The organism is Pseudomonas sp. 7-41, assembly GCF_021233075.1.
In the GTDB taxonomy this organism is placed as follows: domain Bacteria; phylum Pseudomonadota; class Gammaproteobacteria; order Pseudomonadales; family Pseudomonadaceae; genus Aquipseudomonas; species Aquipseudomonas veronii.
In genome coordinates, this window is sequence record NZ_CP089551.1 from 5,408,258 (window position 1) to 5,429,995 (window position 21,738).

General features: G+C 62.5%; 18 protein-coding genes. 10 read left to right on the forward strand and 8 right to left on the reverse strand.

The genetic code is table 11. From position 1 onward, the window contains the following. Positions 1–103: 103 nt before the first annotated feature. The 4 genes from LQ249_RS24545 to LQ249_RS24560 all read right to left on the reverse strand — a co-directional run bounded on the left by LQ249_RS24545 (position 104) and on the right by LQ249_RS24560 (position 4,396). A complete protein-coding gene (locus LQ249_RS24545) occupies positions 104–1,363 on the reverse strand; it encodes a D-mannose isomerase (RefSeq protein ID WP_017847181.1) in 1,260 nt (419 codons plus the stop codon). Between the two features lie 115 nt (positions 1,364–1,478). Then, positions 1,479–2,324 carry a hypothetical protein gene (locus LQ249_RS24550; RefSeq protein ID WP_057004514.1) on the reverse strand — a complete coding sequence of 282 codons (846 nt, stop codon included), beginning with the start codon at positions 2,322–2,324 and terminating at the stop codon, positions 1,479–1,481. A gap of 127 nt (positions 2,325–2,451) precedes the next feature. Further along, on the reverse strand, positions 2,452–3,450 hold the full coding sequence (locus LQ249_RS24555) for an NAD-dependent epimerase/dehydratase family protein (RefSeq protein WP_046382282.1): 999 nt from the start codon (positions 3,448–3,450) through the stop codon (positions 2,452–2,454). A 52-nt stretch (positions 3,451–3,502) separates the two neighbouring features. Continuing rightward, positions 3,503–4,396 carry a LysR family transcriptional regulator ArgP gene (locus LQ249_RS24560; RefSeq protein ID WP_017847178.1) on the reverse strand — a complete coding sequence of 298 codons (894 nt, stop codon included), beginning with the start codon at positions 4,394–4,396 and terminating at the stop codon, positions 3,503–3,505. A 100-nt stretch (positions 4,397–4,496) separates the two neighbouring features. On the opposite strand from LQ249_RS24560, the gene LQ249_RS24565 reads away from it, so the two are divergent. From LQ249_RS24565 to LQ249_RS24585, 5 genes are all read left to right on the forward strand, one after another. Continuing rightward, positions 4,497–5,096 carry a LysE/ArgO family amino acid transporter gene (locus LQ249_RS24565; protein ID WP_057004515.1) on the forward strand — a complete coding sequence of 200 codons (600 nt, stop codon included), beginning with the start codon at positions 4,497–4,499 and terminating at the stop codon, positions 5,094–5,096. A 178-nt stretch (positions 5,097–5,274) separates the two neighbouring features. Further along, the gene (locus tag LQ249_RS24570; protein WP_017847176.1) at positions 5,275–5,871 is read left to right on the forward strand and encodes a superoxide dismutase; all 597 of its coding nucleotides are present in this window, start codon (positions 5,275–5,277) and stop codon (positions 5,869–5,871) included. 156 nt (positions 5,872–6,027) lie between these two features. Next, positions 6,028–6,210 (forward strand): hypothetical protein, encoded by a 183-nt coding sequence (locus LQ249_RS24575; protein ID WP_017847175.1) that lies wholly within the window; start codon positions 6,028–6,030, stop codon positions 6,208–6,210. Positions 6,211–6,413: 203 nt separating this feature from the next. Further along, a complete protein-coding gene (locus tag LQ249_RS24580; protein ID WP_017847174.1) occupies positions 6,414–8,465 on the forward strand; it encodes a putative bifunctional diguanylate cyclase/phosphodiesterase in 2,052 nt (683 codons plus the stop codon). A gap of 127 nt (positions 8,466–8,592) precedes the next feature. Beyond that, the gene (locus tag LQ249_RS24585) at positions 8,593–9,936 is read left to right on the forward strand and encodes an imelysin family protein (RefSeq protein WP_057004516.1); all 1,344 of its coding nucleotides are present in this window, start codon (positions 8,593–8,595) and stop codon (positions 9,934–9,936) included. A gap of 78 nt (positions 9,937–10,014) precedes the next feature. Here LQ249_RS24585 and LQ249_RS24590 read toward each other — a convergent pair whose 3' ends face one another. After that, on the reverse strand, positions 10,015–14,250 hold the full coding sequence (locus tag LQ249_RS24590) for a dermonecrotic toxin domain-containing protein (protein ID WP_232565957.1): 4,236 nt from the start codon (positions 14,248–14,250) through the stop codon (positions 10,015–10,017). 157 nt (positions 14,251–14,407) lie between these two features. Here LQ249_RS24590 and LQ249_RS24595 point away from each other — a divergent pair, with 157 nt between their 5' ends. Further along, complete coding sequence (locus tag LQ249_RS24595) at positions 14,408–15,862, forward strand: TrkH family potassium uptake protein (RefSeq protein WP_232565958.1); 1,455 nt, start codon at positions 14,408–14,410, stop codon at positions 15,860–15,862. On the opposite strand, the gene LQ249_RS24600 is transcribed toward LQ249_RS24595, so the two are convergent. Then, positions 15,819–16,877: an AraC family transcriptional regulator gene (locus tag LQ249_RS24600; RefSeq protein WP_046382278.1), complete on the reverse strand. Its 1,059-nt coding sequence runs from the start codon at positions 16,875–16,877 to the stop codon at positions 15,819–15,821. The genes LQ249_RS24595 and LQ249_RS24600 overlap by 44 nt on opposite strands. Positions 16,878–17,037: 160 nt before the next feature. Between LQ249_RS24600 and LQ249_RS24605 the strand changes: the two genes are divergently transcribed. From LQ249_RS24605 to LQ249_RS24615, 4 genes are all read left to right on the forward strand, one after another. Further along, positions 17,038–17,349, forward strand: a complete 312-nt coding sequence (locus tag LQ249_RS24605; protein ID WP_017847169.1) for a DUF962 domain-containing protein — start codon at positions 17,038–17,040, stop codon at positions 17,347–17,349. A 160-nt stretch (positions 17,350–17,509) separates the two neighbouring features. After that, on the forward strand, positions 17,510–17,638 hold the full coding sequence (locus LQ249_RS31565) for a hypothetical protein (protein WP_017847168.1): 129 nt from the start codon (positions 17,510–17,512) through the stop codon (positions 17,636–17,638). 74 nt (positions 17,639–17,712) lie between these two features. Further along, positions 17,713–17,895 carry a hypothetical protein gene (locus LQ249_RS24610; protein ID WP_046382277.1) on the forward strand — a complete coding sequence of 61 codons (183 nt, stop codon included), beginning with the start codon at positions 17,713–17,715 and terminating at the stop codon, positions 17,893–17,895. Between the two features lie 103 nt (positions 17,896–17,998). Then, positions 17,999–19,195: an MFS transporter gene (locus tag LQ249_RS24615; RefSeq protein WP_017847166.1), complete on the forward strand. Its 1,197-nt coding sequence runs from the start codon at positions 17,999–18,001 to the stop codon at positions 19,193–19,195. Here LQ249_RS24615 and arfB read toward each other — a convergent pair. Both arfB and LQ249_RS24625 read right to left on the reverse strand, forming a co-directional pair. Then, positions 19,192–19,605, reverse strand: a complete 414-nt coding sequence (gene arfB, locus LQ249_RS24620) for an alternative ribosome rescue aminoacyl-tRNA hydrolase ArfB (protein ID WP_017847165.1) — start codon at positions 19,603–19,605, stop codon at positions 19,192–19,194. The two genes, LQ249_RS24615 and arfB, sit on opposite strands and share 4 nt — an antisense overlap. A 110-nt stretch (positions 19,606–19,715) precedes the next feature. Next, entirely contained in the window at positions 19,716–21,131 is a 1,416-nt protein-coding gene (locus LQ249_RS24625; RefSeq protein WP_057004518.1) for an amino acid permease, read from the reverse strand. Positions 21,132–21,738 lie beyond the last annotated feature (607 nt).

Here is a 21,738-nt window from a genome sequence, read left to right on the forward strand (position 1 = left end):
TGAGTACCTTTTCTTGTTGTTATGCATGCAAGTCTGGAGCTTGCGCTGCACGGAGTTTAAACAGGGAATTTTTAAGCGCAGGTAACAAAGGGATGCACAAATGTCACCACTTGGTGACATAGCACCCGGAACCCAACGCACTGGCCATGCTCGGCGCCAACGGCAGCGCCGGCAGCAAGACCGCTTGCCAGGCATGGTACAGGTCCGGTTTGCCGCCCCAGATCTTGCTGCTGGGCTGGTTGTGCGGGCTGAGTTCGTGGTGCCAACTGCCGTGGGTACGGTCGATGAAATGGCTGTCGCAAAACTCCCAGAAGCGCCGGTACCAGGTTTCGTAATGCGGCTCGAAGGTGCGTTTGAGCAAGGCCTGCGCGGCGGCGCTGGCTTCGGCGTGGGTCCAGTGCAGGCGTTCGCGCACTACCGGGCGCTGGTTCCAGTCCAGGGTGTAGACGATGCCGGGGGCGCCATCCACGGCCCAGGCGCTGTCGCAGGCGCTGGCGAACAGGCCTTTGGCGTCGGTCACCAGCCAGTCCGGCGTGGCCAGCCCGGCCCGCAGGCGCGCAGCCTCCAGGTGCAATAGCAACCGCGCCCACTCGAAGCCGTGGCCGGGGGTCACGCCATAGGGGCGGAAGCCGTCGGCGGGGTTGTCTTCGTTGTAACCGCGCAAGGGTGTCCACTGGGCGTCGAAGTGCTCGATCACCATGAACTGGTTGCCGGCGGCGTGGGTGTGGATCACGCGCTCGACGATGCGCAGCGCGCGGTCCAGCCAGCGTGTGTCGGCGGTGACGTCGGCCAGGGCGAGGAACGCTTCCGTCGCGTGCATGTTGCTGTTGGCGCCGCGATAGGCCTCGACGCCGCTCCAGTCCTGGGCAAAGGATTCGAGCATGACGCCCTCCTCCTCGCTCCAGAAAAACTGCTCGATGATCTGGATCGCGTCGTTCAACAGGGCTTGTGCGCCGGGTGCGCCCGCGACCAGCGCAGAACTGGCGGCCAGGGCGACAAAAGCGTGCAGGTAGGCAGCCTTGCCGGTATTGCCATCCACAGCGTGGGGCGCGGCGAACCAGCCACCGTGCGCGTTATCGCGCAGCGCGCCGCTGAGGGCGGCTACCCCATGCTCGACCAGCCCGGCATAACCGGGCAACCCCATCGCGTGAGCCATGGCGAAGCTATGGGTCATGCGCGCGGTGTTCATGGTCTCGGCAACGGCATCGGCCGGCAACTGGCCTTTATCGTCCAGGTTGCCGAACCCGTCGGGCAGGCGCGAAGCCTTGGCGAATGACAGCAGGCGCTGGCCTTCGCTGGCGAGCCAGGCGTGGTGGGCAGGTGCGTTCAGCCAACTGCTGGCAGGCAGTGGTTGGGTGGTCATGGGGAGCCCTTATTATTGTTTGTGGGATGACCGGAGTCTAAACAAGGGCGAGGTGAGCACATGTAACGAAGGACCAGGGAAATGTCACCAGATGGTGACATTTCCCCCAAGCCCTTTACTGACCGATCGGCGTGACCGCGGCCGGCGCATTGAGGCGCTGATTCAGGTTCTGCACCTGGCTCTGCAAGGTGGTGATATTGCGGGTGGTCTGGATGCGGAACACATCGAACTCTTTATTGGTCGGCGCGTCGCTATTGCCCGGCTGGTTGTCCTGCGCGCTCTTTAGCACCACCAGGTCTTGTTCAAGGCGGGCGATGGCTGCACTGGGGTTGCCCTGTTTCTTCAGGGCCGCCACGTCGGCGACCAGTTCCCTGATCTCGGCATCGCGCTTGGCGGCCTCACCTTGTGCCGCCTTGAGGCTGGCCACGGCGTCGGTCAACGCCTGCACCTGGCCTTGCAGCTTGGCGTTGGCGTTCGACAGGTCGGTGGTGCTGGCGGTCATCTGGGCCAGGCGCTTGTCCAGTTCGGTGGCCTGGCCGGCCACGCCGACTTGCTGCTTGCCCTGCTCCAGCAACTGGGTTTCCAGCTGCTTGATCTGCAGTTTCAGCGCTTCGCTGCCGTTGTTCACGCTGGCCTCATTGGCCACGAACTTGCCGGAAATATCCTGCAGGCGCCCCGCCGCTTCTTCGCTGATGCGTGCAAAACTTTCCTGGGTGGCAACCAGTTGCTGGCCCATCAGGGAGATCTGCTGGAAGCTCCACCAGGCCAGGCCGGCAAAGGCGATCAGCAGCGCGCCGACCAAGGCCCACAGCGGCCCGGTACTGGCACTCTTGACCTTGACCACAGGGGTATTGCGCGAACGCACGGAGGTGGCGGCGGTCGGCACGAAATCATCATCGTCCAAGGAGTCGGCCCGCAGGCTGGGAACATTGTCGAAATCGTCGTTGGCATCGTTACGCATGAATCAACCCTGAATCGGTGAGATAGCTATCTGAAAAGCCGAGCGGCGGCAGTATAAACCGCTGTCCTACCGCACTGATCGACCTGGAACCCTGAATTCGGTTCCCGATGTGTTGCTGCTTGTGAGCTTACTTCAGCCCCGGTTCCTGGGCCTTCCACCAGCTGCAGAACTCGTCGAGCGCGGTCCACAGGCTGACCTTGGGGTCATAGTCGAGATAATGCCTTGCGCGGCTGATGTCGAGGGTGAAATCTTTGTTCATCACCTGCATGCCCAGGCGCGACAACGCTGGCTCCGGGCGCCCGGGCCACAGCGCGCAGAATGCCTCGTTCAACGCGGCGATACTGTAGGACAAACCGTAGGACCGATACCGCGTCACCTGGGGCAAGTCCATCTGGCGCATCACGTAGTTCACCACATCCCACACCGGCACCGGGGTGCCGTTGCTGATGTTGTAGGCTTTGCCCAGCGCCGAGCCGGTGGCGAGCAGACTGCTGAGCAGCGCTTCGTTGAGGTTGTGGACGCTGGTGAAGTCGACCTTGTTCAGGCCGTCGCCGACGATGGCCAGGCGGTTCTTGCGCTGCATTTTCAGCAGACGCGGGAAGATGCTCATGTCGCCGGCGCCGGTGACAAAACGCGGGCGCAGGGCCAGGACTTCGAGGCCGAATTCCTGGGCACCGAACACCTTTTGCTCGGCCAGGTACTTGGTGGCGGCATAAGGATGCTTGAAGCGCTTGGGCACTTGGTCTTCGGTCAGCCCCAGGTGGTCGCGGCCGTCGAAATAGATCGATGGCGACGACAAGTGAACCAGGCGCCCGACCCGTTGCTTGAGGCAGGCTTCGACAACGTTCTCGGTCACCAGCACATTGCCCTGATGGAAATCCTGATAGCGCCCCCACAGCCCGACAGCGCCGGCGCAATGCACCACGGCTTCGACATCGCGGCACAGTTCGCGCACCAGGTCGGCATCATTCAAATCACCCTGGATAAACTCGGCACCGCGCCGTACCAGGTGTTCCACACCTTCGGCGCGCCGCCCGTTGACCCGCACGTCCAGGCCCTGCTCCAGGGCGAAACGCGCAAAGCGCCCGCCGATGAAGCCGCTTGCGCCGGTGACCAGAATCTTCATGTATTACTCCGTGTTCTTTCGTTTTTCATCGCTGTTGCCTTGACGCCCGCCATCAGTCCAACGGCACCAACCATTGACCACAGGCCTGGGCCAGATGGTCGGTCAACAAACCCAACAGTTGCCCGCCACTGCGCCAATGATGCCAGTACAGCGGCACATCGATGGGCTTATCTGGCAATAACTCGACCAATACGCCCCTTTGCAGCTGGTCGCCGACCTGCAGTTCAGGCACCAGGCCCCAACCGAGCCCGGCTTCCGCCAAGCGGATAAACCCTTCGGACGACGGGCACAAATGGTGCTCGAAACCGCCGTCCACCCCGAGCGCGGCCAGGTAGCGGTGTTGCAGGAAATCGTCCGGGCCGAATACCAAGGCCGGCGTGCGCGCCAGTTGATCGGCGCGCACACCGTTGGGGAAGTGCCGTGCGATAAACGCCGGACTCGCCAGCGCCCGATAGCGCATGGCGCCCAGCAACAGGCTGCGCGCCCCGGCCACCGGGCGTTCACTGGCGCAGATACAGGCCGCCACTTCACCGGCGCGCATGCGCTTGAGGCCGACGGTCTGGTCTTCCACCACCAGGTCCAGCAGCAAATGCTGCTCGGCGCAAAAGTCGCTGACGGCCTCGGCCCACCAGGTGGCGAGGCTGTCGGCATTCAACGCGATGCGCAGGCGTTCGGGCATGCCTTCTTCATCCAGCGCCGGCACCTGGCTTTGCAAGTCGCGCTCCAGCAGCCGTACCTGTTGCACATGGTTGAGCAGGCGCCGGCCGATATCGGTCGGCGTCGGCGGCGTGGCCCGCACCAGCACCGGCTGGCCGATCCGTGCCTCCAGCAGCTTGATACGCTGGGAGATCGCCGATTGCGACAACCCCAGCACCTGGGCACCGCGCTCGAAGCCGGCTTGTTCCACCACCGCCGCCAGGGCGGAGAGCAATTTATAGTCGAACATCAGTTTCTCTAATGAGCGATCAGCAATATTGGTTTTTCTTATACAGCCATGCCAGGGAAGATAGCCAGCATCGTTTCGGCTTGAGCAAGGATCTTCAACTATGTGGCAAAGCTATATGAACGGCCTGCTGGTCGCGTTGGGGCTGATCATGGCCATCGGCAGCCAGAACGCCTTTGTGCTCGCGCAAAGCCTGCGTCGTGAACACCACCTGCCGGTGGCGGCCCTGTGCGTGGTCTGCGATGCGCTGCTGGTGGCCGCCGGGGTATTCGGCCTGGCAACGATACTGGCGCAAAGCCCGATCCTGCTGGGGATTGCCCGCTGGGGCGGTGCCGCGTTCCTGCTGTGGTACGGCGCCTGCGCGCTGCGGCGGGCCTGTTCGAAACAGAGCCTCGACCAAGGCGACGCCCTCAAGGTGCGCTCATTGCGCGCCGTGTTGCTCAGCGCGTTGGCGGTGACGTTGCTCAACCCCCACGTTTACTTGGACACCGTGCTGCTGATTGGCTCGCTGGGCGCCCAACAGACCGAACCCGGCGCCTACGTGGCCGGCGCGGCCAGCGCTTCGTTCCTGTGGTTCGCCACGCTGGCGCTCGGCGCCGCCTGGTTGGCGCCGTGGCTGGCACGTCCGACGACGTGGCGCCTGCTCGACCTTCTGGTGGCGGGGATGATGTTCAGCGTGGCCTATCAATTGATCAGTGCATGATGAATATTCCAAAACGCTCTGGAACCTCTATCCCACACAGTTGTTGCGTGGTTTTGCCACACCCCGGGTGCTATGATCCGGACCCTGCGCCGCAAAGAGTACAAACTCCCCGGCGCTTGTTTGGCCGCCCGTGATCGGCCTTGCGCTCACCGCAACTGACCTGATTAGGAGAATCATCATGGCTTTCGAATTGCCGCCGCTGCCCTACGCACACGATGCCCTGCAGCCGCACATTTCCAAGGAAACCTTGGAATACCACCACGACAAGCACCACAACACCTATGTCGTGAACCTGAACAACCTGGTGCCTGGCACCGAGTTCGAAGGCAAGACCCTGGAAGAAATCGTCAAGTCTTCTTCGGGCGGCATCTTCAACAACGCCGCTCAGGTCTGGAACCACACCTTCTACTGGAACTGCCTGGCGCCAAACGCCGGCGGTCAACCGACCGGCGCACTGGCTGAAGCCATCAACGCTGCGTTCGGTTCGTTCGACAAGTTCAAAGAAGAATTCACCAAGACGTCCGTCGGCACCTTCGGTTCCGGTTGGGGCTGGCTGGTGAAAAAGGCTGACGGTTCCCTGGCTCTGGCCAGCACCATCGGCGCCGGCAACCCGCTGACCAGCGGCGACACCCCGCTGCTGACCTGCGACGTCTGGGAACACGCTTACTACATCGACTACCGCAACGCCCGTCCAAAGTATGTGGAAGCGTTCTGGAACCTGGTCAACTGGAAGTTCGTGGCTGAGCAGTTCGAAGGCAAGGCCTTCACTGCCTAAGCAACCCTTGCAGTAAAAAGAGCCCGGCGATTGCCGGGCTTTTTTTTGTGCGTTCGACGGCGGCGCCAGTTGGGCATGACGGAACCAACTGCGCGGAAATTGCCACCCAGGCAGTGAGAGGAATGTCCCTTTCATTCAATGTCGGAGAATTAACTTATGATCGCAGGCGCAGCAGGATTAGGAGCAGCAGCCTCCGCAGCCGCAGCACTCGCCCCCGTGCTAATGCCGTTGGCTGAACAAGCCGCCGGTATGGCCATGAATGTCGCAAAAGACCTTCTGAAAAACGCAACGAGTGCTGCCGGCAGCGCAACGAATCAACAGCAGCAAATCAAATTCTGATTGGGAAAGCGTGAACGGTGGCGGAGCAAAATCAGTCCGCCATCACTTGAATTCCCCCCTCGCCTGACGACCCCGCCTGCAACAGACCGGCCCACCATGGCGTCATGGAGCATCGCGCCGCAATGTTCCTTTGACTGCCATCACCAGATTGCCAATACTCATGGCATATTGAAGGCCACCCGCATGAGACAAGGAATGCCCCTTTGAAGCTGGAACTCAAAAACAGCTTGTCGGTGAAGTTGCTACGGGTTGTGCTGCTGTCGGCATTGATCGTGGGCGTGGCGCTGAGCGTGGCGCAGATCGTTTTCGATGCCTACAAGACGCGCCAGGCCGTGGCCGATGATGCCCAGCGCATCCTCGACATGTTTCGCGACCCCTCGACCCAGGCCGTCTACAGCCTGGACCGCGAGATGGGCATGCAGGTGATCGAAGGTCTGTTTCAGGACGACGCGGTCCGCATGGCCTCCATCGGCCATCCCAACGAAACCATGCTCGCGGAAAAAAACCGCGCCTTGCAGCAATCCTCCAGCCGCTGGTTGACCGACCTGATTCTCGGCCAGGAGCGCACGTTCACCACCGCCCTGGTCGGCAAAGGCCCCTATAGCGAGTATTACGGCGACCTGAGCATCACGCTCGACACGGCCACCTACGGCAAGGGTTTCATTGTCAGCTCGGTGATCATTTTTATTTCCGGGGTGCTGCGCGCACTGGCCATGGGCCTGGTGCTGTACCTGGTGTATCACTGGCTGCTGACCAAGCCGCTGTCGCGGATTATCGAACACCTGACCTCGATCAACCCCGACCGCCCCAGCGAACACAAGATCCCCCAGCTCAAGGGCCACGAACGCAATGAACTGGGGCTGTGGATCAATACGGCCAACCAGTTGCTCGAATCCATCGAACGCAACACCCACCTGCGTCATGAAGCGGAATCCAGCCTGCTGCGCATGGCCCAGTACGACTTTCTCACCGGCCTGCCGAACCGCCAGAAACTGCAGGAGCAACTGGACAAGATCCTGATCGACGCCGGCCGTCGGCAGCGCCGCGTCGCCGTGTTGTGCGTGGGCCTGGATGACTTCAAAAGCGTCAACGAGCAGTTCACCTACCAGGCCGGCGACAAACTGCTGCTGGCCCTGGCCGATCGCCTGCGCGCCCACAGCGGCCGCCTCGGCGCCCTCGCCCGCCTCGGCGGCGACCAGTTCGCCCTGGTGCAGGCCGATATCGATCAGCCCTACGAAGCCGCCGAGCTGGCGCAAAGTATCCTCGATGACCTGGAAGCGGAGTTTGCCCTCGACAGCGAGCAGATTCGCCTGCGCGCCACCATCGGCATCACCTTGTTCCCGGAAGACGGCGACAGCACCGAGAAACTGCTGCAAAAAGCCGAACAGACCATGACCCTGGCCAAGAGCCGCTCGCGCAACCGCTATCAGTTCTATATCGCCAGTGTCGACAGTGAAATGCGCCGACGCCGCGAACTGGAGAAAGACCTGCGCGACGCCTTGAGCCGCAATCAGTTTTACCTGGTGTACCAACCGCAGATCAGCTACCGCGACCACCGTGTGGTCGGCGTCGAAGCGTTGATCCGTTGGCAGCACCCGGAACACGGCCTGGTGCCGCCGGACTTGTTCATCCCCCTGGCGGAACAGAACGGCACGATTATCGCGATCGGTGAATGGGTGCTCGACCAGGCCTGTCGACAATTGCGCGAATGGCACGACCAAGGCTTCACCGAGCTGCGCATGGCGGTCAACCTGTCCACCGTGCAACTGCACCACACCGAATTGCCACGGGTGGTGAATAACCTGATGCAGATCTATCGCTTGCCACCGCGCAGCCTGGAACTGGAAGTGACCGAGACCGGCCTGATGGAAGACATCAGCACCGCCGCCCAGCACCTGCTGAGCCTGCGCCGCTCCGGCGCGCTGATCGCCATCGATGACTTCGGCACCGGCTATTCATCCTTGAGCTATCTGAAAAGCCTGCCGCTGGACAAGATCAAGATCGACAAGAGCTTCGTGCAGGACCTGCTCGACGATGACGACGACGCCACCATCGTGCGGGCGATTATCCAATTGGGTAAAAGCCTGGGCATGCAGGTGATCGCCGAAGGCGTGGAAACCGCGGAACAGGAGGCTTACATCATCTCCGAGGGCTGCCATGAAGGTCAGGGCTACCACTACAGCAAACCGTTGCCGGCACGGGAATTGGCGGCGTATTTGAAGCAGGCCGAGCGCAATAACGCAGCCATTCTCTGACACGACCAAACGATAGTTGAGATTTCCCTCGTATAACCCTTTACAGAAAATGCAAATCTTTCGCATTATGTTGCAGTTTTGCGCGGCCCCCGCGCGCCCTATCAACGACCGATGCAGGATGTTCGCCATGATTCGTATGCCCCTGGCCACCGCCAGTCTGTTGGCCATTGCCATTTCGCTCGCCGGTTGCGGCGAAGGTAAAGACAAGGCCGCCGCGCCCCAGGCGCCGACCCCGGCCGCCAGCACTGCCGCTCCGGCGGCTGCCACCTCTGCCGGCCAGGTCGACGAAACCGCTGCCAAGGCCGTGGTCGCGCATTACGCTGACATGGTGTTCGCGGTGTACAGCGATGCCGAATCCACCGCGAAAACCCTGCAAACCGCGATCGACACCTTCCTCGCCAACCCGAACGACGAGACCCTCAAAGCCGCCCGTACCGCCTGGGTCGCCGCGCGCGTGCCGTACCTGCAGAGCGAAGTGTTCCGCTTCGGCAACACCATCATCGACGACTGGGAAGGCCAAGTGAACGCCTGGCCCCTGGACGAAGGCCTGATCGACTACACCGACAAATCCTACGAGCACGCGCTGGGCAACCCTGGCGCCACGGCCAACATCATCGCCAACACCGAGATCCAGGTCGGCGAAGACAAGGTCGACGTCAAGGACATCACCCCGGAAAAACTCGCCAGCCTCAATGAGCTGGGCGGTTCCGAAGCCAACGTCGCCACCGGCTACCACGCCATCGAATTCCTGCTGTGGGGCCAGGACCTGAACGGCACCGGCCCGGGCGCCGGCAACCGGCCTGCGTCGGACTACATGACCGGCGACGGTGCAACCGGTGGCCACAACGAGCGCCGCCGCACGTACCTGCGCGCCGTGACGCAGTTGCTGGTCAGCGACCTGGAAGAAATGGTCGGCAACTGGAAACCCAACGTCGAAGACAACTACCGCGCCACGCTGGAGGCCGAACCGGCCACCGACGGCCTGCGCAAAATGCTGTTCGGCATGGGCAGCCTGTCGCTCGGCGAACTGGCCGGTGAGCGCATGAAGGTGTCCCTGGAAGCCAACTCGCCGGAAGACGAGCAGGACTGTTTCAGCGACAACACCCACAACTCGCACTTCTACGACGCCAAGGGCATCCGCAACGTCTACCTGGGCGAGTACACCCGCACTGACGGCAGCAAAATGACCGGCGCCAGCCTGTCATCCCTGGTGGCCAAGGCCGACCCGGCCGCCGACGCCGCGTTGAAAGCGGACCTGGCGGCGACCGAAGCGAAGATCCAGGTCATGGTTGACCACGCCAACAAGGGTGAGCACTACGACCAGTTGATCGCTGCGGGTAACGACGCGGGCAACCAGATCGTGCGGGACGCCATCGCCGCACTGGTCAAGCAGACCGGCTCGATCGAAGCGGCTGCCGGCAAGCTGGGGATCAGCGACCTGAACCCGGATAGCGCTGATCACGAGTTCTGATCACTGCCGACGCCTAAGTGCCATAAAGAATGCCCCGACTCGCTCGGGGCATTTTTTTTACGCCCGCAGTCGAAGGCATTACACCCGAATGATAAAAATCTGCGGCGACGCGATGGGCGTCGTCAGTTGGATGCCGCCGATCAGCGGTACCAGGTTATGACTGGCCTCAGCCTGGGCGACCAGGGTTCGCGTCGGCTCATCCATCAAGCTGCGGTAGGGCGCAACCTGCGCGTCGGCGGCAATCCGCTCACCGACCACACGCCGCGTTCTCAACCAATACAGCCTGACATCCCCCACACGCCGGAACAGCAGCTCGCCGGCAACGTCATAGCCGCCAAGCACGCCGTAGCGACAGCGGCTCACCACCTCGCTCATCAAGCTCCGCAACCAGCCGGCCGAGCCGGGCGGGAGCGCGTTGAACAGCGGCACCGCGACGGGCTCCGGACGAAAGTCCAGGCGGCGGTAATGCCCGGGCGCGGTCGGTAACAGCCAACTGCCGTCGCTGAGCGTGTGGGTAGGCGGCAGCAACGAAAACGGATCGGCCAACCGCCCCTGCGCCGTGGGCAGCCAGAACTGCCAGTCCCGCAGGGTGCGTATCAGCGAGCGCAGGCCCAGTTGGGTCAAGCCCCCCGGGTTGGCCCGATTGAACAGGATCTGGGCGAGTTCGACTTGGCTGCGGGTGGTCAACAGCGCAAACGCCTCGCGCACATAGGCGGTGACCAGTTTTTTCAAGGGCACGCCACTGGCGACGACCCACAGCCCGTCACCGGTGGCAAACTTCACCTGTCGGGGCTGATTGTAAATGCCGGAGAGCAGCAGGTTTTCCAGATCCAGGAAATGCATGGCCGGCCGCCTCGGGTCACGAATCAATACGTCGTTGGGCGCGCTGGGGTCGCGGGGCAAAATCGCGAAATAGCGCTGGTCCATCTTGATGTATTCCTGCCCCAGCCACTGCGGATCACCGGCAACCCGCCGATAGATGCCCCGCGTCGCATCCACCACCTCGAGTTCGGCCACGTCGAGGGTTCTGCCCCACTCGATGAATTGTTCGTTTGCAGGACGCACCGCCGTGGCCTCGGGCGCCGCGACACGGGTACTGGCGCGTGGTGGCGTCGGTAGGCTCGGTGGCAGCTCGGCGGGCGGCGGATGGCGGGTCGCCACCACCGGCAGGTCTGGCAGATCAATCCCGTCCAGACGCCACTGAAACCGCAGAAGCGGTACGTTCAGATAGGTCTCGAAGGCCGCCGTGGAGAGCCTCAGACGCAGGTTTTCGACCAGGGCCAGCCGATATTCGATTTCGCGCCCCGCCGGGAAGTTGAACGACTCAAACACGCGTCTGGCCTGCACCTCATCCAGCCGAGGGTAAAGGTCCCTGAGGGCACGCTCCGGCGCGTTGCCGCCCTTGAGTCCGGCTAGCGGATGGGAACCTATTTCCCACTGCCCCGACGCATTCCGCCGAATCGGCGCGTAGTGATATTGCGTCAGCTTGCGTGCGTCCCTGAGCCGCCAGGCGGCTTTGTCGCCGTCATCGAGGATCGAGTACCAACGCCCACCGTCATTGAGGAAGTAGTGCTGGGCACCCGCGGCGTTCGAGGGCGCGTGATACACGCCCTGGCCTTCCCATCCGGCCAACGGCGCCACACCCTCGGGCTTTTTCCCCAGCGCCATCTCCGCCGGCAACGCCCTTGGCCGGGAGCCCGCCACCGGTGCGCGGGCGCCGACCGCGCCGTCCACCAGCGCACCGACCAGCTCGCCCAGCGAGCGCACGAAAGACTGTGCGGCACCGGCGCGGTCGCCCAGGTCCAGCGCCTCGACGGCGTTGAACACCGAAAACAGGCTGCGCGCCAAACCGATCGGCAACATGATCCTGACCGGCAGCACCATGGACAGCACGTCGAAGGCCACGGTGGCGACGTTCAGGCCGGTTTCAATGTCGACTTGCCGGGTGCTCTTCGCTTGCGCGGCGGCGTCGTTGATCACGCAGTTCGCTTCAGCCTCATAAGCCTCCTCGAAGAAGTCGTCGGCAATCCGGCTCAGGCTCACCATCGACACGTCGCCGCGGCCCCTGAGCACGGCGCGGACGTGAGGCTCGAAGGCCCGCTCCACGCGCCCCAGCAGGTAGGCGCGCCAACTGCTGTTGATGATGAAGTCGCTCATCAGGCGGTCTTTGGCGTACTCGTGGAACACGCGACCGTCGGGCGCCTGCGGGGTGTATACAACGATCGAGCCGACCCCGGCGGCGGCCGTGCCGAACAGCAGTACCCCGCGCACGCGCTGACCGCGCAGTTTCAAGTGCTGCACGAGAATCCGATGCCCGTCGACGCGCTCGCGCCGATCACTGTCGACGGGGGCATCGAGCACCGCCCGCACCCAATTGAAGCCACGGTCCAGGCGGTCCGGGAGGAAGTCGCCGTGGATCTTGGCCTCGATGGCGTCGAGACGCAGTTGCCGCCGCATGACTTGGCCATAGGTGTGTTTTTGCGCGAGCGCAGCCGGCGAGGTGATAAGGCGGTCCTTCAGAAAGGTGTCGTAGCCTTGTCCGACATTGACCGCGCGCACCAGATCCTTGACCTGTTGCAGGGTCAGCCCGTCATAGGCCGGGGCCGCCTCCAGATCTTCGGGGAGCAGTGCTTCATCAGGCTTTTTGCGCGTGTTTTCACTGAGCCTGGAAAAGTGCGTGAAGTTGAAATCCAGCCCGCCGAGATTCTCCAGGGCCAGCTCGGTCAGCGTGCGGCTTCGCTGCCGGAACAACGCTGTACCGGGCTCGCGCGGCGCCGGAGCAGGCGCGCCCGGAACCACGACAGTCGCCGGCACGAACGGTTCTTTGGTGTGTACGCGGACAGTGTCGGGGTCGATGTCCAGTGCATAGTCAGCCTTGAGGCGAATGCGCAGCTGTTGGTTGGCGTATGCCAGCAGCGTCGGTTTATCACTGAATTGCGCCAGCGACGGCAAGCCCTCGGCGTCCGGCAGGCGCGACAGCAGCTCGTAATAATCGGCCATCGCGGCGCGCCACGCCTGTTTATCGGCGGGGGATGCGTCGTGCAGAAAGGTTCGGAGCTGCGCCTGCCCGCGCTTGATTTCGCGGCCCCACAACACCCCGCCGGCACTGAAAAGGCGAGCGGGGTCCGTGACCCGGTCCAGCACCTGCGGCAGCTCAGCCACTTCGATGGGGTCGACCGGTGACGGGTAGCGCGACAGGGTTGAGGTGAAGTTGTCGAGCATCAACCGGCATTGCGCCTCGACACTCTCAACGAACGGCGACTCGAGCTGTTCATGGTAGACCACCTGCCCCGTGGTCTTGAGCTGACGATGCAGGGCCAAGCCTTGCGCCTGGTCCGCCACCGCCAGGCCAGCGAGCACAGCGGCGAATTCGACGGGGTGGTTCAAACGCCGATGCAGCTCCCGATCCAGGCTGGCCAGGGAGTCAAACGCTTCAAGCCCGGAGTCCGGCAGAAACAGCAGCAGCGTGCCGACGTTCATGCTTGGGTCCACGGGGCGCACCCGGGCCGGCTCGACCGCCTCCTGCGCCCTCACCACGGCTTGTTCCGGGTCTCTGGAGGTCAGCACAAAGGCGCCGCGCAAGGTCAGGTCCGCAGCGCCGGGAGCTCCCTTGAGGGCAACCGCGTAGACACACGGCCGGTCAGCGCGCAGCGCCTGTCGTGCCTGGGCGTACGGGTGACGCAGCACCAGGGCGAACAGGTCCTGGTCGGCGGGGCTGAGCAGGCGGTCGGCAGCCAGTAGCGCCACTTCGGTTTTCAGCAGTTCGATACGGGTTTGCACCAACCATTGTTTCTGCGTGCGCGCATCGGTCAGGCTGCGCGCGCGCGTCCAGAAGGCTTGCACGAAAGCGCTGTAAGAAGCGCTCAGCCCGGTGGCCAGGCGGTCAAGGAATTTATCCAGCCCGGCCGGGGTGATACCGCTCAAGGGCAGCAGCGCTTCGCCCGTCGCCGGCAGCCGATGCAGGGTCGCCATGCGCCCCGCATAACTCGCTGGCTGGTCAGCGGTGATACGTTGCACCACCGCATCGAACAGCGTGGGCAGCAACTCGGCCTCGGTGGGCGGTTGCGCCTCTGACGTCGCTGGCGGGATGGACGTCTCCGGCAGTCGGATGAAGGCGTGGCGCACATCGAGGCTGGGCGTCAAGGTCGGGAATGCTTGCTCGAACGCATGCTGCACAAATGAATGGAACGTCGGTGGCGACTGAAACTGCTCGGCGATCTGGCGGTCGAGCGCCATTAACTGTTCGCGCAACGCAACCTGTTGCGGGGCGTCCTTGACAGTTGGCGGTGCAGATAACAATAAATCAGACGGCATGGTGGCCTCTCGAATAGGAAACATACCGGCCCATCGTGCCTAAGCCCCCCCTGAACCATGCGCTACATAGCTACGCGCCGCCGATCGGCGGCCAAGGTTTACATGCCCTGCACCCCAGGTAGAATGGCGCCCTTCCCCTGTCACCCGAGCAGACTTCATGGCGTTGCCGACCCTTCGCATCATTGGCTTCATCATCGGCATCTTCCTGATCACCCTCGCGATCGCCATGGTCGTTCCGATGGCCATCCTGGTGATCTTCGAACGCACCAGCGACCTGCCGTCGTTCCTGTGGGCCAGCCTGATTACCTTTATCGCCGGCCTGGCCCTGGTGATTCCCGGTCGCCCGGAACATATCCACCTGCGTCCCCGGGACATGTACCTGCTGACGGTGAGCAGTTGGGTGGTGGTGTGCATCTTCGCCGCGCTGCCGTTTTTCCTGACGCAGAACATCAGCTACACCGACTCGTTTTTTGAAAGCATGTCCGGCATCACCGCCACCGGTTCCACGGTGTTGAGCGGGCTGGACACCATATCGCCCGGCATTTTGATGTGGCGTTCGCTGCTGCACTGGCTCGGCGGGATCGGCTTTATCGGCATGGCGGTGGCGATCCTGCCGCTGCTGCGCATTGGTGGCATGCGCCTGTTCCAGACCGAGTCCTCGGACCGTTCGGAAAAGGTCATGCCGCGTTCGCACATGGTGGCGCGGCTGATCGTGGCGGCGTATGTGGGCATCACCATCCTCGGCAGCCTGGCGTTCTGGTGGGCCGGGATGGGCTTGTTCGATGCGATCAACCATGCGATGTCGGCGATTTCCACCGGCGGGTTTTCCACCTCCGATGAGTCCCTGGCGCACTGGAAACAACCGGCGGTGCATTGGGTGGCGGTGGTGGTGATGATCCTCGGCAGCCTGCCGTTCACCCTGTACGTCGCCACGTTGCGCGGCAACCGTCGGGCGTTGATCAAGGATCAGCAGGTGCAGGGTTTGCTCGCCTTGCTGTTGATGACCTGGCTGGTGCTCGGCAGCTGGTACTGGTGGACCACCAACCTGCACTGGCTGGATGCGCTGCGCCATGTGGCCCTGAACGTGACGTCGGTGGTGACGACGACCGGTTTTGCACTGGGGGACTACAGCCTGTGGGGCAATTTCTCACTGATGCTGTTTTTCTACCTGGGTTTTATCGGCGGTTGCTCGGGGTCAACGGCGGGCGGGATCAAGATCTTCCGCTTCCAGGTCGCCTATATCCTGCTCAAGGCCAACTTGAACCAGTTGATTCACCCGCGCGCGGTGATCAAGCAGAAGTACAACGGCCACCGCCTCGACGAAGAGATCGTGCGTTCGATCCTGACCTTCTCGTTTTTCTTCGCCATCACCATTTGCATGATCGCCCTGGCCTTGTCGCTGCTCGGCCTGGACTGGATGACCGCGCTGACCGGCGCCGCCAGCACGGTATCCGGGGTCGGCCCGGGCCTGGGCGAAACCATCGGCCCGGCCGGCAACTTCGCCAGCCTGCCGGACGCGGCCAAGTGGATCCTGGCGCTGGGCATGCTGCTCGGCCGGCTGGAAATCATTACAGTCTTTGTTCTGTGCATCCCGGCGTTCTGGCGTCACTGACCGTCGACGCATCCAGCAAGCGCGCGCGGTACTCGCCGGGCGTGGCGTCGAACCAGCGGCGGAAGGCGCGGAAGAAGTTGCTCGGGTCGGCAAAGCCCAGCAGGTAGGCGATCTCCAGCAAGGTCATGCTCGGCTGCGCCAGGTATTGCTCGGCGAGTTCGCGGCGGGTGTCGTCCAGCAGGGTCTGGAAACTGGTGCCCTCTTCCTGCAGACGTCGCTGCAACGTGCGTTGGGACAGGTGCAGGGTCTGGGCCACCACTTCGCGCTTGGGTTCGCCCTGGGGCAACAGGCGGCACAGCACCTGCCGCGCCTTGTGGGTCACACGGCTTTCGGAGAAGCGCGCCAGGTATTCACCGGCAAACCGGTCGTGCAGCAGCGCCATTGCCTCATTGGCAGTGGGCAGCGGCGCCTCCATGTCGGCGCGCTCGAAAATCAGCGCGTCATAGGCTGCGTTGAATTCCAGGGGCGCATGGAACGCCTGTTTGTAGGGCGCGAGGTCGGCGGGTTGCTCACCTTGCAGCAGCACCTTGCGCGGTTGCAGGGTACGCCCGGTCAACCAACCGCACAGCGCCAGCGCACAGGCCAGCGAGGCTTCGGCGCTTTGCCGGGTGGGCGGCAGGTGATCGCCATGTACTGTCAGAATCAGCGCATAGCCTTCGGGTAATAATCGGAAACTCAGGTCAGCGCTTTCGGCGATGATCCGCTGGTAGCGCACCAGGCGCATAAAGCCTTCCGCCAATGTGTTGCTGGACATCAGCGCGTAACCGGTCACGTGAAACGACGCCGGGCGCACCACTTTGCCCATGTTCAGGCCAATCGCGGGGTTGCCCGACAATTCCACGGCACGCTGCCACAGCCGCGTCATGGAGTCTTGCGGAAAGCGCGCATCGGGGTCGTTGAGGGCGGCATAGTCCAGGCCCAATTGTTTGAACAACACCTGGCAATCCAGGCCGTCCATTTCCAGTGCCTTGACTATCCCCATCGCCCAGCTTGCAGAAGTTGTTCGTTCGCTCATGGCGTCTTCTTAATAAAGCAGGCTGAAACCGCAGCCAGGAAGGCAAGGATACTAAAGTGGCATCTAATGTCACTGGCTGTTACCACTGATCACTCTAGACTCAAATAAGCTCCCCGCCGAACAACTGTTCGACGGCATAACAATCAGAGGGCCGACCACCGTGGGAAATACCAAGCAATTCAATAGCTTCGCCGAGTTTTACCCGTATTACCTGAAAGAACACGGCAACAGCACCTGCCGGCGCCTGCACTTTATCGGCACCACGCTGGTGATTGGGCTTCTGGCGTATGTGCTGGGCAAAGGCGCCCTCGGCCTGCTGATTGCGGTGCCCATCGCTGGCTACGGCTTCGCCTGGGTGGGCCACTTCTTCTTCGAAAAGAACCGCCCGGCGACCTTCCAGCATCCGTTCTACAGCCTGCTCGGGGATTTCGTGATGTACCGCGACATGATCCTGGGCAAAGTGCCGTTCTAGTGGTGCGACGTCTGGTCACTTGTGCTTTAACGATGACGCTTTGTCCATCCGTCGATATAAAAGTCTTTTTGTCATTTACAGTGCTGTATCCTGCCAAGGCTTTTTGAGAGCGCGGAATCACCTGCGATTGAAAAAACAGACTTTGCGAGGAGCGACGACGATGCACGAGATACCTAATCTCCCCTTCCCAAGCCTGCACCCAACAGAGCAGCCAACACCGCAGCAGGCCGGCGACAAGCAGCCTGAGGCCAAAGAAGCAAAACCAGTCGACCGCGAAAGCCAGGACTGACGCCGTACCAGACCGTGTGGAAAGCGCACCTTTGAGCGCTTTCCACACTGCCTGAAATTCCCGAGATACCCGCCATGACCGACAACCACTCCGATAGCCCCAACGCCGCCATACTCGACACTGCCCTGCAGATGGTCGACGTATGGAACCGCCTCAACGCGGACAAACAGGCCCTGCTGCTCAAGCGCTTCGGCACCCAGGAAAACGCCTTGGCCGCCCTGGTCACCACGCAATTGCTCGCCCCTGCCCGGTCCTGACGCGGTTTAGACCGACGTTTTGGCTTTTTACTGCCCTGAGCGGGCCAAAGCATCGGTATCATTAGCAGCCTATCTTTACCTGCTGCGACAGTGGACCCTTCCCATGCCAGATACCCAGCGCCCCATGGCGGTCACGCTGCAAGTTGTTTCCATCGTGTTGTTCACCTTTATCGGCTACCTGAATATCGGCATTCCCCTGGCCGTGTTGCCGGGCTATGTCCACAGTGAGCTGGGCTTTGGCGCGGTGATCGCCGGGCTGGTGATCAGTGTGCAATACCTCGCCACCCTGCTGAGCCGGCCGTATGCCGGGCGCATCATCGATAACCTGGGCAGCAAGCGCGCCGTGCTGATCGGCCTGGCGGGCTGCGGCCTGAGCGGCGTGTTCATGTTGCTCGCGGCGTGGTTTTCCAGCCTGCCGGCGCTGAGCCTGGGTAGCCTGCTCATCGGCCGCCTGGTGCTGGGCAGTGCCGAAAGCCTGGTAGGTTCGGGCGCCATCGGCTGGGGCATTGGCCGGGTGGGGGCGGCGAACACGGCGAAGGTCATCTCGTGGAACGGCATCGCCAGCTATGGCGCCCTGGCGGTCGGCGCGCCGTTGGGGGTGCTGCTGGTGCGTCACCTCGGCTTGTGGAGCATGGGCGTGAGTATCCTGCTGCTGGCGGCGGTGGGTCTGCTGCTGGCGTGGCGCAAAGAGCCGGCACCGATTGTCGCCGGGGTGCGCCTGCCTTTCATGAATGTGCTGGGCCGGGTATTGCCTCACGGTTGCGCACTGGCGCTGGGCTCCATCGGCTTTGGCACCATCGCCACCTTCATCACCTTGTATTACACCACCCAGCATTGGGATAACGCGGTGTGGGCACTGAGCCTGTTCGGCGCCAGTTTTATCGGCGCGCGCCTGTTGTTCGGCAATTTGATCAACCGCATCGGCGGCTTTCGCGTGGCGATCGCCTGCCTGTCGGTGGAGGTGCTGGGCCTGCTGTTGCTGTGGCTGGCGCCGGATGCGCCGTGGGCACTGGCGGGCGCGGCGTTGAGCGGCTTCGGTTTTTCTTTGGTGTTTCCGGCGCTGGGAGTGGAGGCGGTCAATCTGGTGCCTGCGTCCAGCCGGGGTTCGGCGGTGGGCGCGTACTCGCTGTTCATCGACCTGTCGCTGGGGATCACCGGCCCGCTGGCCGGGGCCGTGGCGGCCGGCTTTGGCTTTGCGTCGATCTTCCTGTTCGCCGCCCTCGCCGCCCTGGTCGGGTTGCTGCTGAGTGTCTACCTGTACCGGCAAGCCCCCAAGGCCCGCGAGGCGCGCGACGCCTAGAAGTCGACCTTGCCGCGCCCGGCCTTGATGCTGCCGCGCTTGGTCTTGGATTCGAGGCGGCGTTTCTTCGAGCCCAGGGTCGGTTTGGTCGGGCGGCGTTTCTTCTCCACCTTGGTGGCGCTGAGGATCAACTCCACCAGGCGCTCCAGTGCATCGGCGCGGTTCTGTTCCTGGGTGCGGTATTGCTGGGCCTTGAGCACCAGCACGCCGTCGCTGGTAATCCGACTGTCGCGCAGTGCCAGCAAGCGCTCCTTATAGAATTCCGGCAACGACGAGGCCGGAATATCAAAGCGCAGATGCACCGCGCTCGACACCTTGTTGACGTTCTGCCCGCCGGCGCCCTGGGCGCGAATGGCGGTCAGCTCGATCTCGGCGTCGGGCAAGTGGACGTTGTTGGAAATCACCAGCATGAGCAACGGGTTCCTCTAAGGGGAGCCCAAGGATACGCGAATGCGCCCCGCCCATCCCTTCAAACGACAAACCCGGCACGCGGCCGGGTTTGCTCAACAGCATCGAAGGGTTACTCCAGCGCGGCCATCGCCAGACGCTGATCCGCGCGGCGCTTGTTCTTGATCCAGTAACACAGCCCCATGAACGCCACCCACACCGGGATCGCATACACCGAGACCTGAATCCCCGGACTCATCAGCATGATCACCAGGATAAACACCACGAACGCCAGGCACAGGTAATTGCCATACGGATACCACAGCGCCTTGAACAACGGCACCTGGCCGGTGCGGTTCATGTGCTGGCGGAACTTGAAGTGGGAGAAGCTGATCATCGCCCAGTTGATCACCAGCGTGGCCACCACCAGCGACATCAGCAGTTCCAGCGCGTGTTGCGGGACCAGGTAATTCATCAGCACCGCCACCAGGGTGATCGCCGCCGAGGCGAGGATCGAGCGCACCGGCACGCCGCGCTTGTCGATCTTCGCCAACACCCGCGGCGCGTCGCCCTGCTCGGCCATGCCCAGCAGCATGCGGCTGTTGCAGTAGGTGCCGCTGTTGTACACCGACAGCGCGGCGGTCAGCACCACAAAGTTGAGGATATGCGCGGCAGTGTTGCTGCCGAGCATCGAGAACACCTGCACGAACGGGCTGCCGCTATAAGCATCGCCGGACGCATTGAGGGTCGCCAGCAGGCTGTCCCACGGCGTCAGCGACAACAGCACCACCAGGGCGCCGATGTAGAAGATCAGGATGCGGTAGATCACCTGATTGATCGCCTTGGGGATCACGGTGCGTGGCTGGTCGGCTTCGGCCGCGGTAAAGCCGAGCATTTCCAGGCCGCCGAAGGAGAACATGATGAGCGCCATGGCCATCACCAACCCACCGACACCGTGGGGGAAGAAGCCGCCGTGTTCCCACAGGTTACTCACCGAGGCTTGCGGGCCCCCGCTGCCGCTGACCAGCAGGTAGCTGCCCAGGGCGATCATGCCGACGATGGCCACCACCTTGATGATGGCGAACCAGAACTCGGCCTCGCCGAAGACTTTGACGTTGGCCAGGTTGATCAGGTTGATCAACACGAAAAACGCCGCCGCCGACACCCAGGTCGGAATCTCCGGCCACCAGTAATGCACGTATTTGCCGACAGCCGTCAGCTCCGACATGCCCACCAGGATGTACAGAATCCAGCAGTTCCAGCCCGACAGGAAGCCGGCGAAACCGCCCCAGTATTTGTGGGCAAAGTGGCTGAAGGAGCCGGCTACCGGCTCTTCGACGATCATTTCGCCGAGTTGGCGCATGATCATGAAGGCAATGAAGCCGCAGATGGCATAGCCCAGGATCATCGACGGGCCGGCGGATTTGAGCACCCCGGCCGAGCCCAGGAACAGGCCGGTGCCGATGGCGCCACCGAGGGCGATCAACTGGATATGACGGTTTTTCAGGCCACGTTTCAGTTCGCCTGAAGAGGAATCGGGTCCACTCATGAAAAGGCTCTCACGCAAGGTTTGATGATGTTGAATGCAGGTTGCTGCCTTGTTGTTCGACTCAAGCAGCGCCGCTCAAACCCCAGCGCAGGCACCAGGAATACAGCGTCGTTCTATCGGTCATGCGTCACCTGTTTGTTTTTATCTGTGACGAAATCGAACCCGTCTGGCTCGTGGCCAGGCGGAGTGATCAGGGTGGATTAACCCTGAGGTCTTGGCCTTTTGCGCGGTTACGCAAGGGGGTCACAGTAAAACGCGGCGCATTGTACACCGCTCGACCGCTTGCGGACGGCCCTGGCGAGCTTCCGCGACAATCTGTCAGGTATTCCTTACAGCGCGGTGCCGGCCCGATACCGCAGGCCTTTTGCGTAAATCAATCGTTACAGCGCGGAAAATCGGCGTTACACCCAGCCAGTATCTGTCAGTTCACAAAAAATTGGCGGTAGGACATATCCGAACACTCGCCTGCCCCAGTGCGCTGTTTTGCATGGGGAAAAAATGGCGCGTCAAAAACAGAACAAAAAATCCAAATGAGACCGTGTCAATAAAATTTTTGCATTCCGAAACACTCTCACCTAGGTTCTTTCACTTGCCCTGCGAAGCCCGC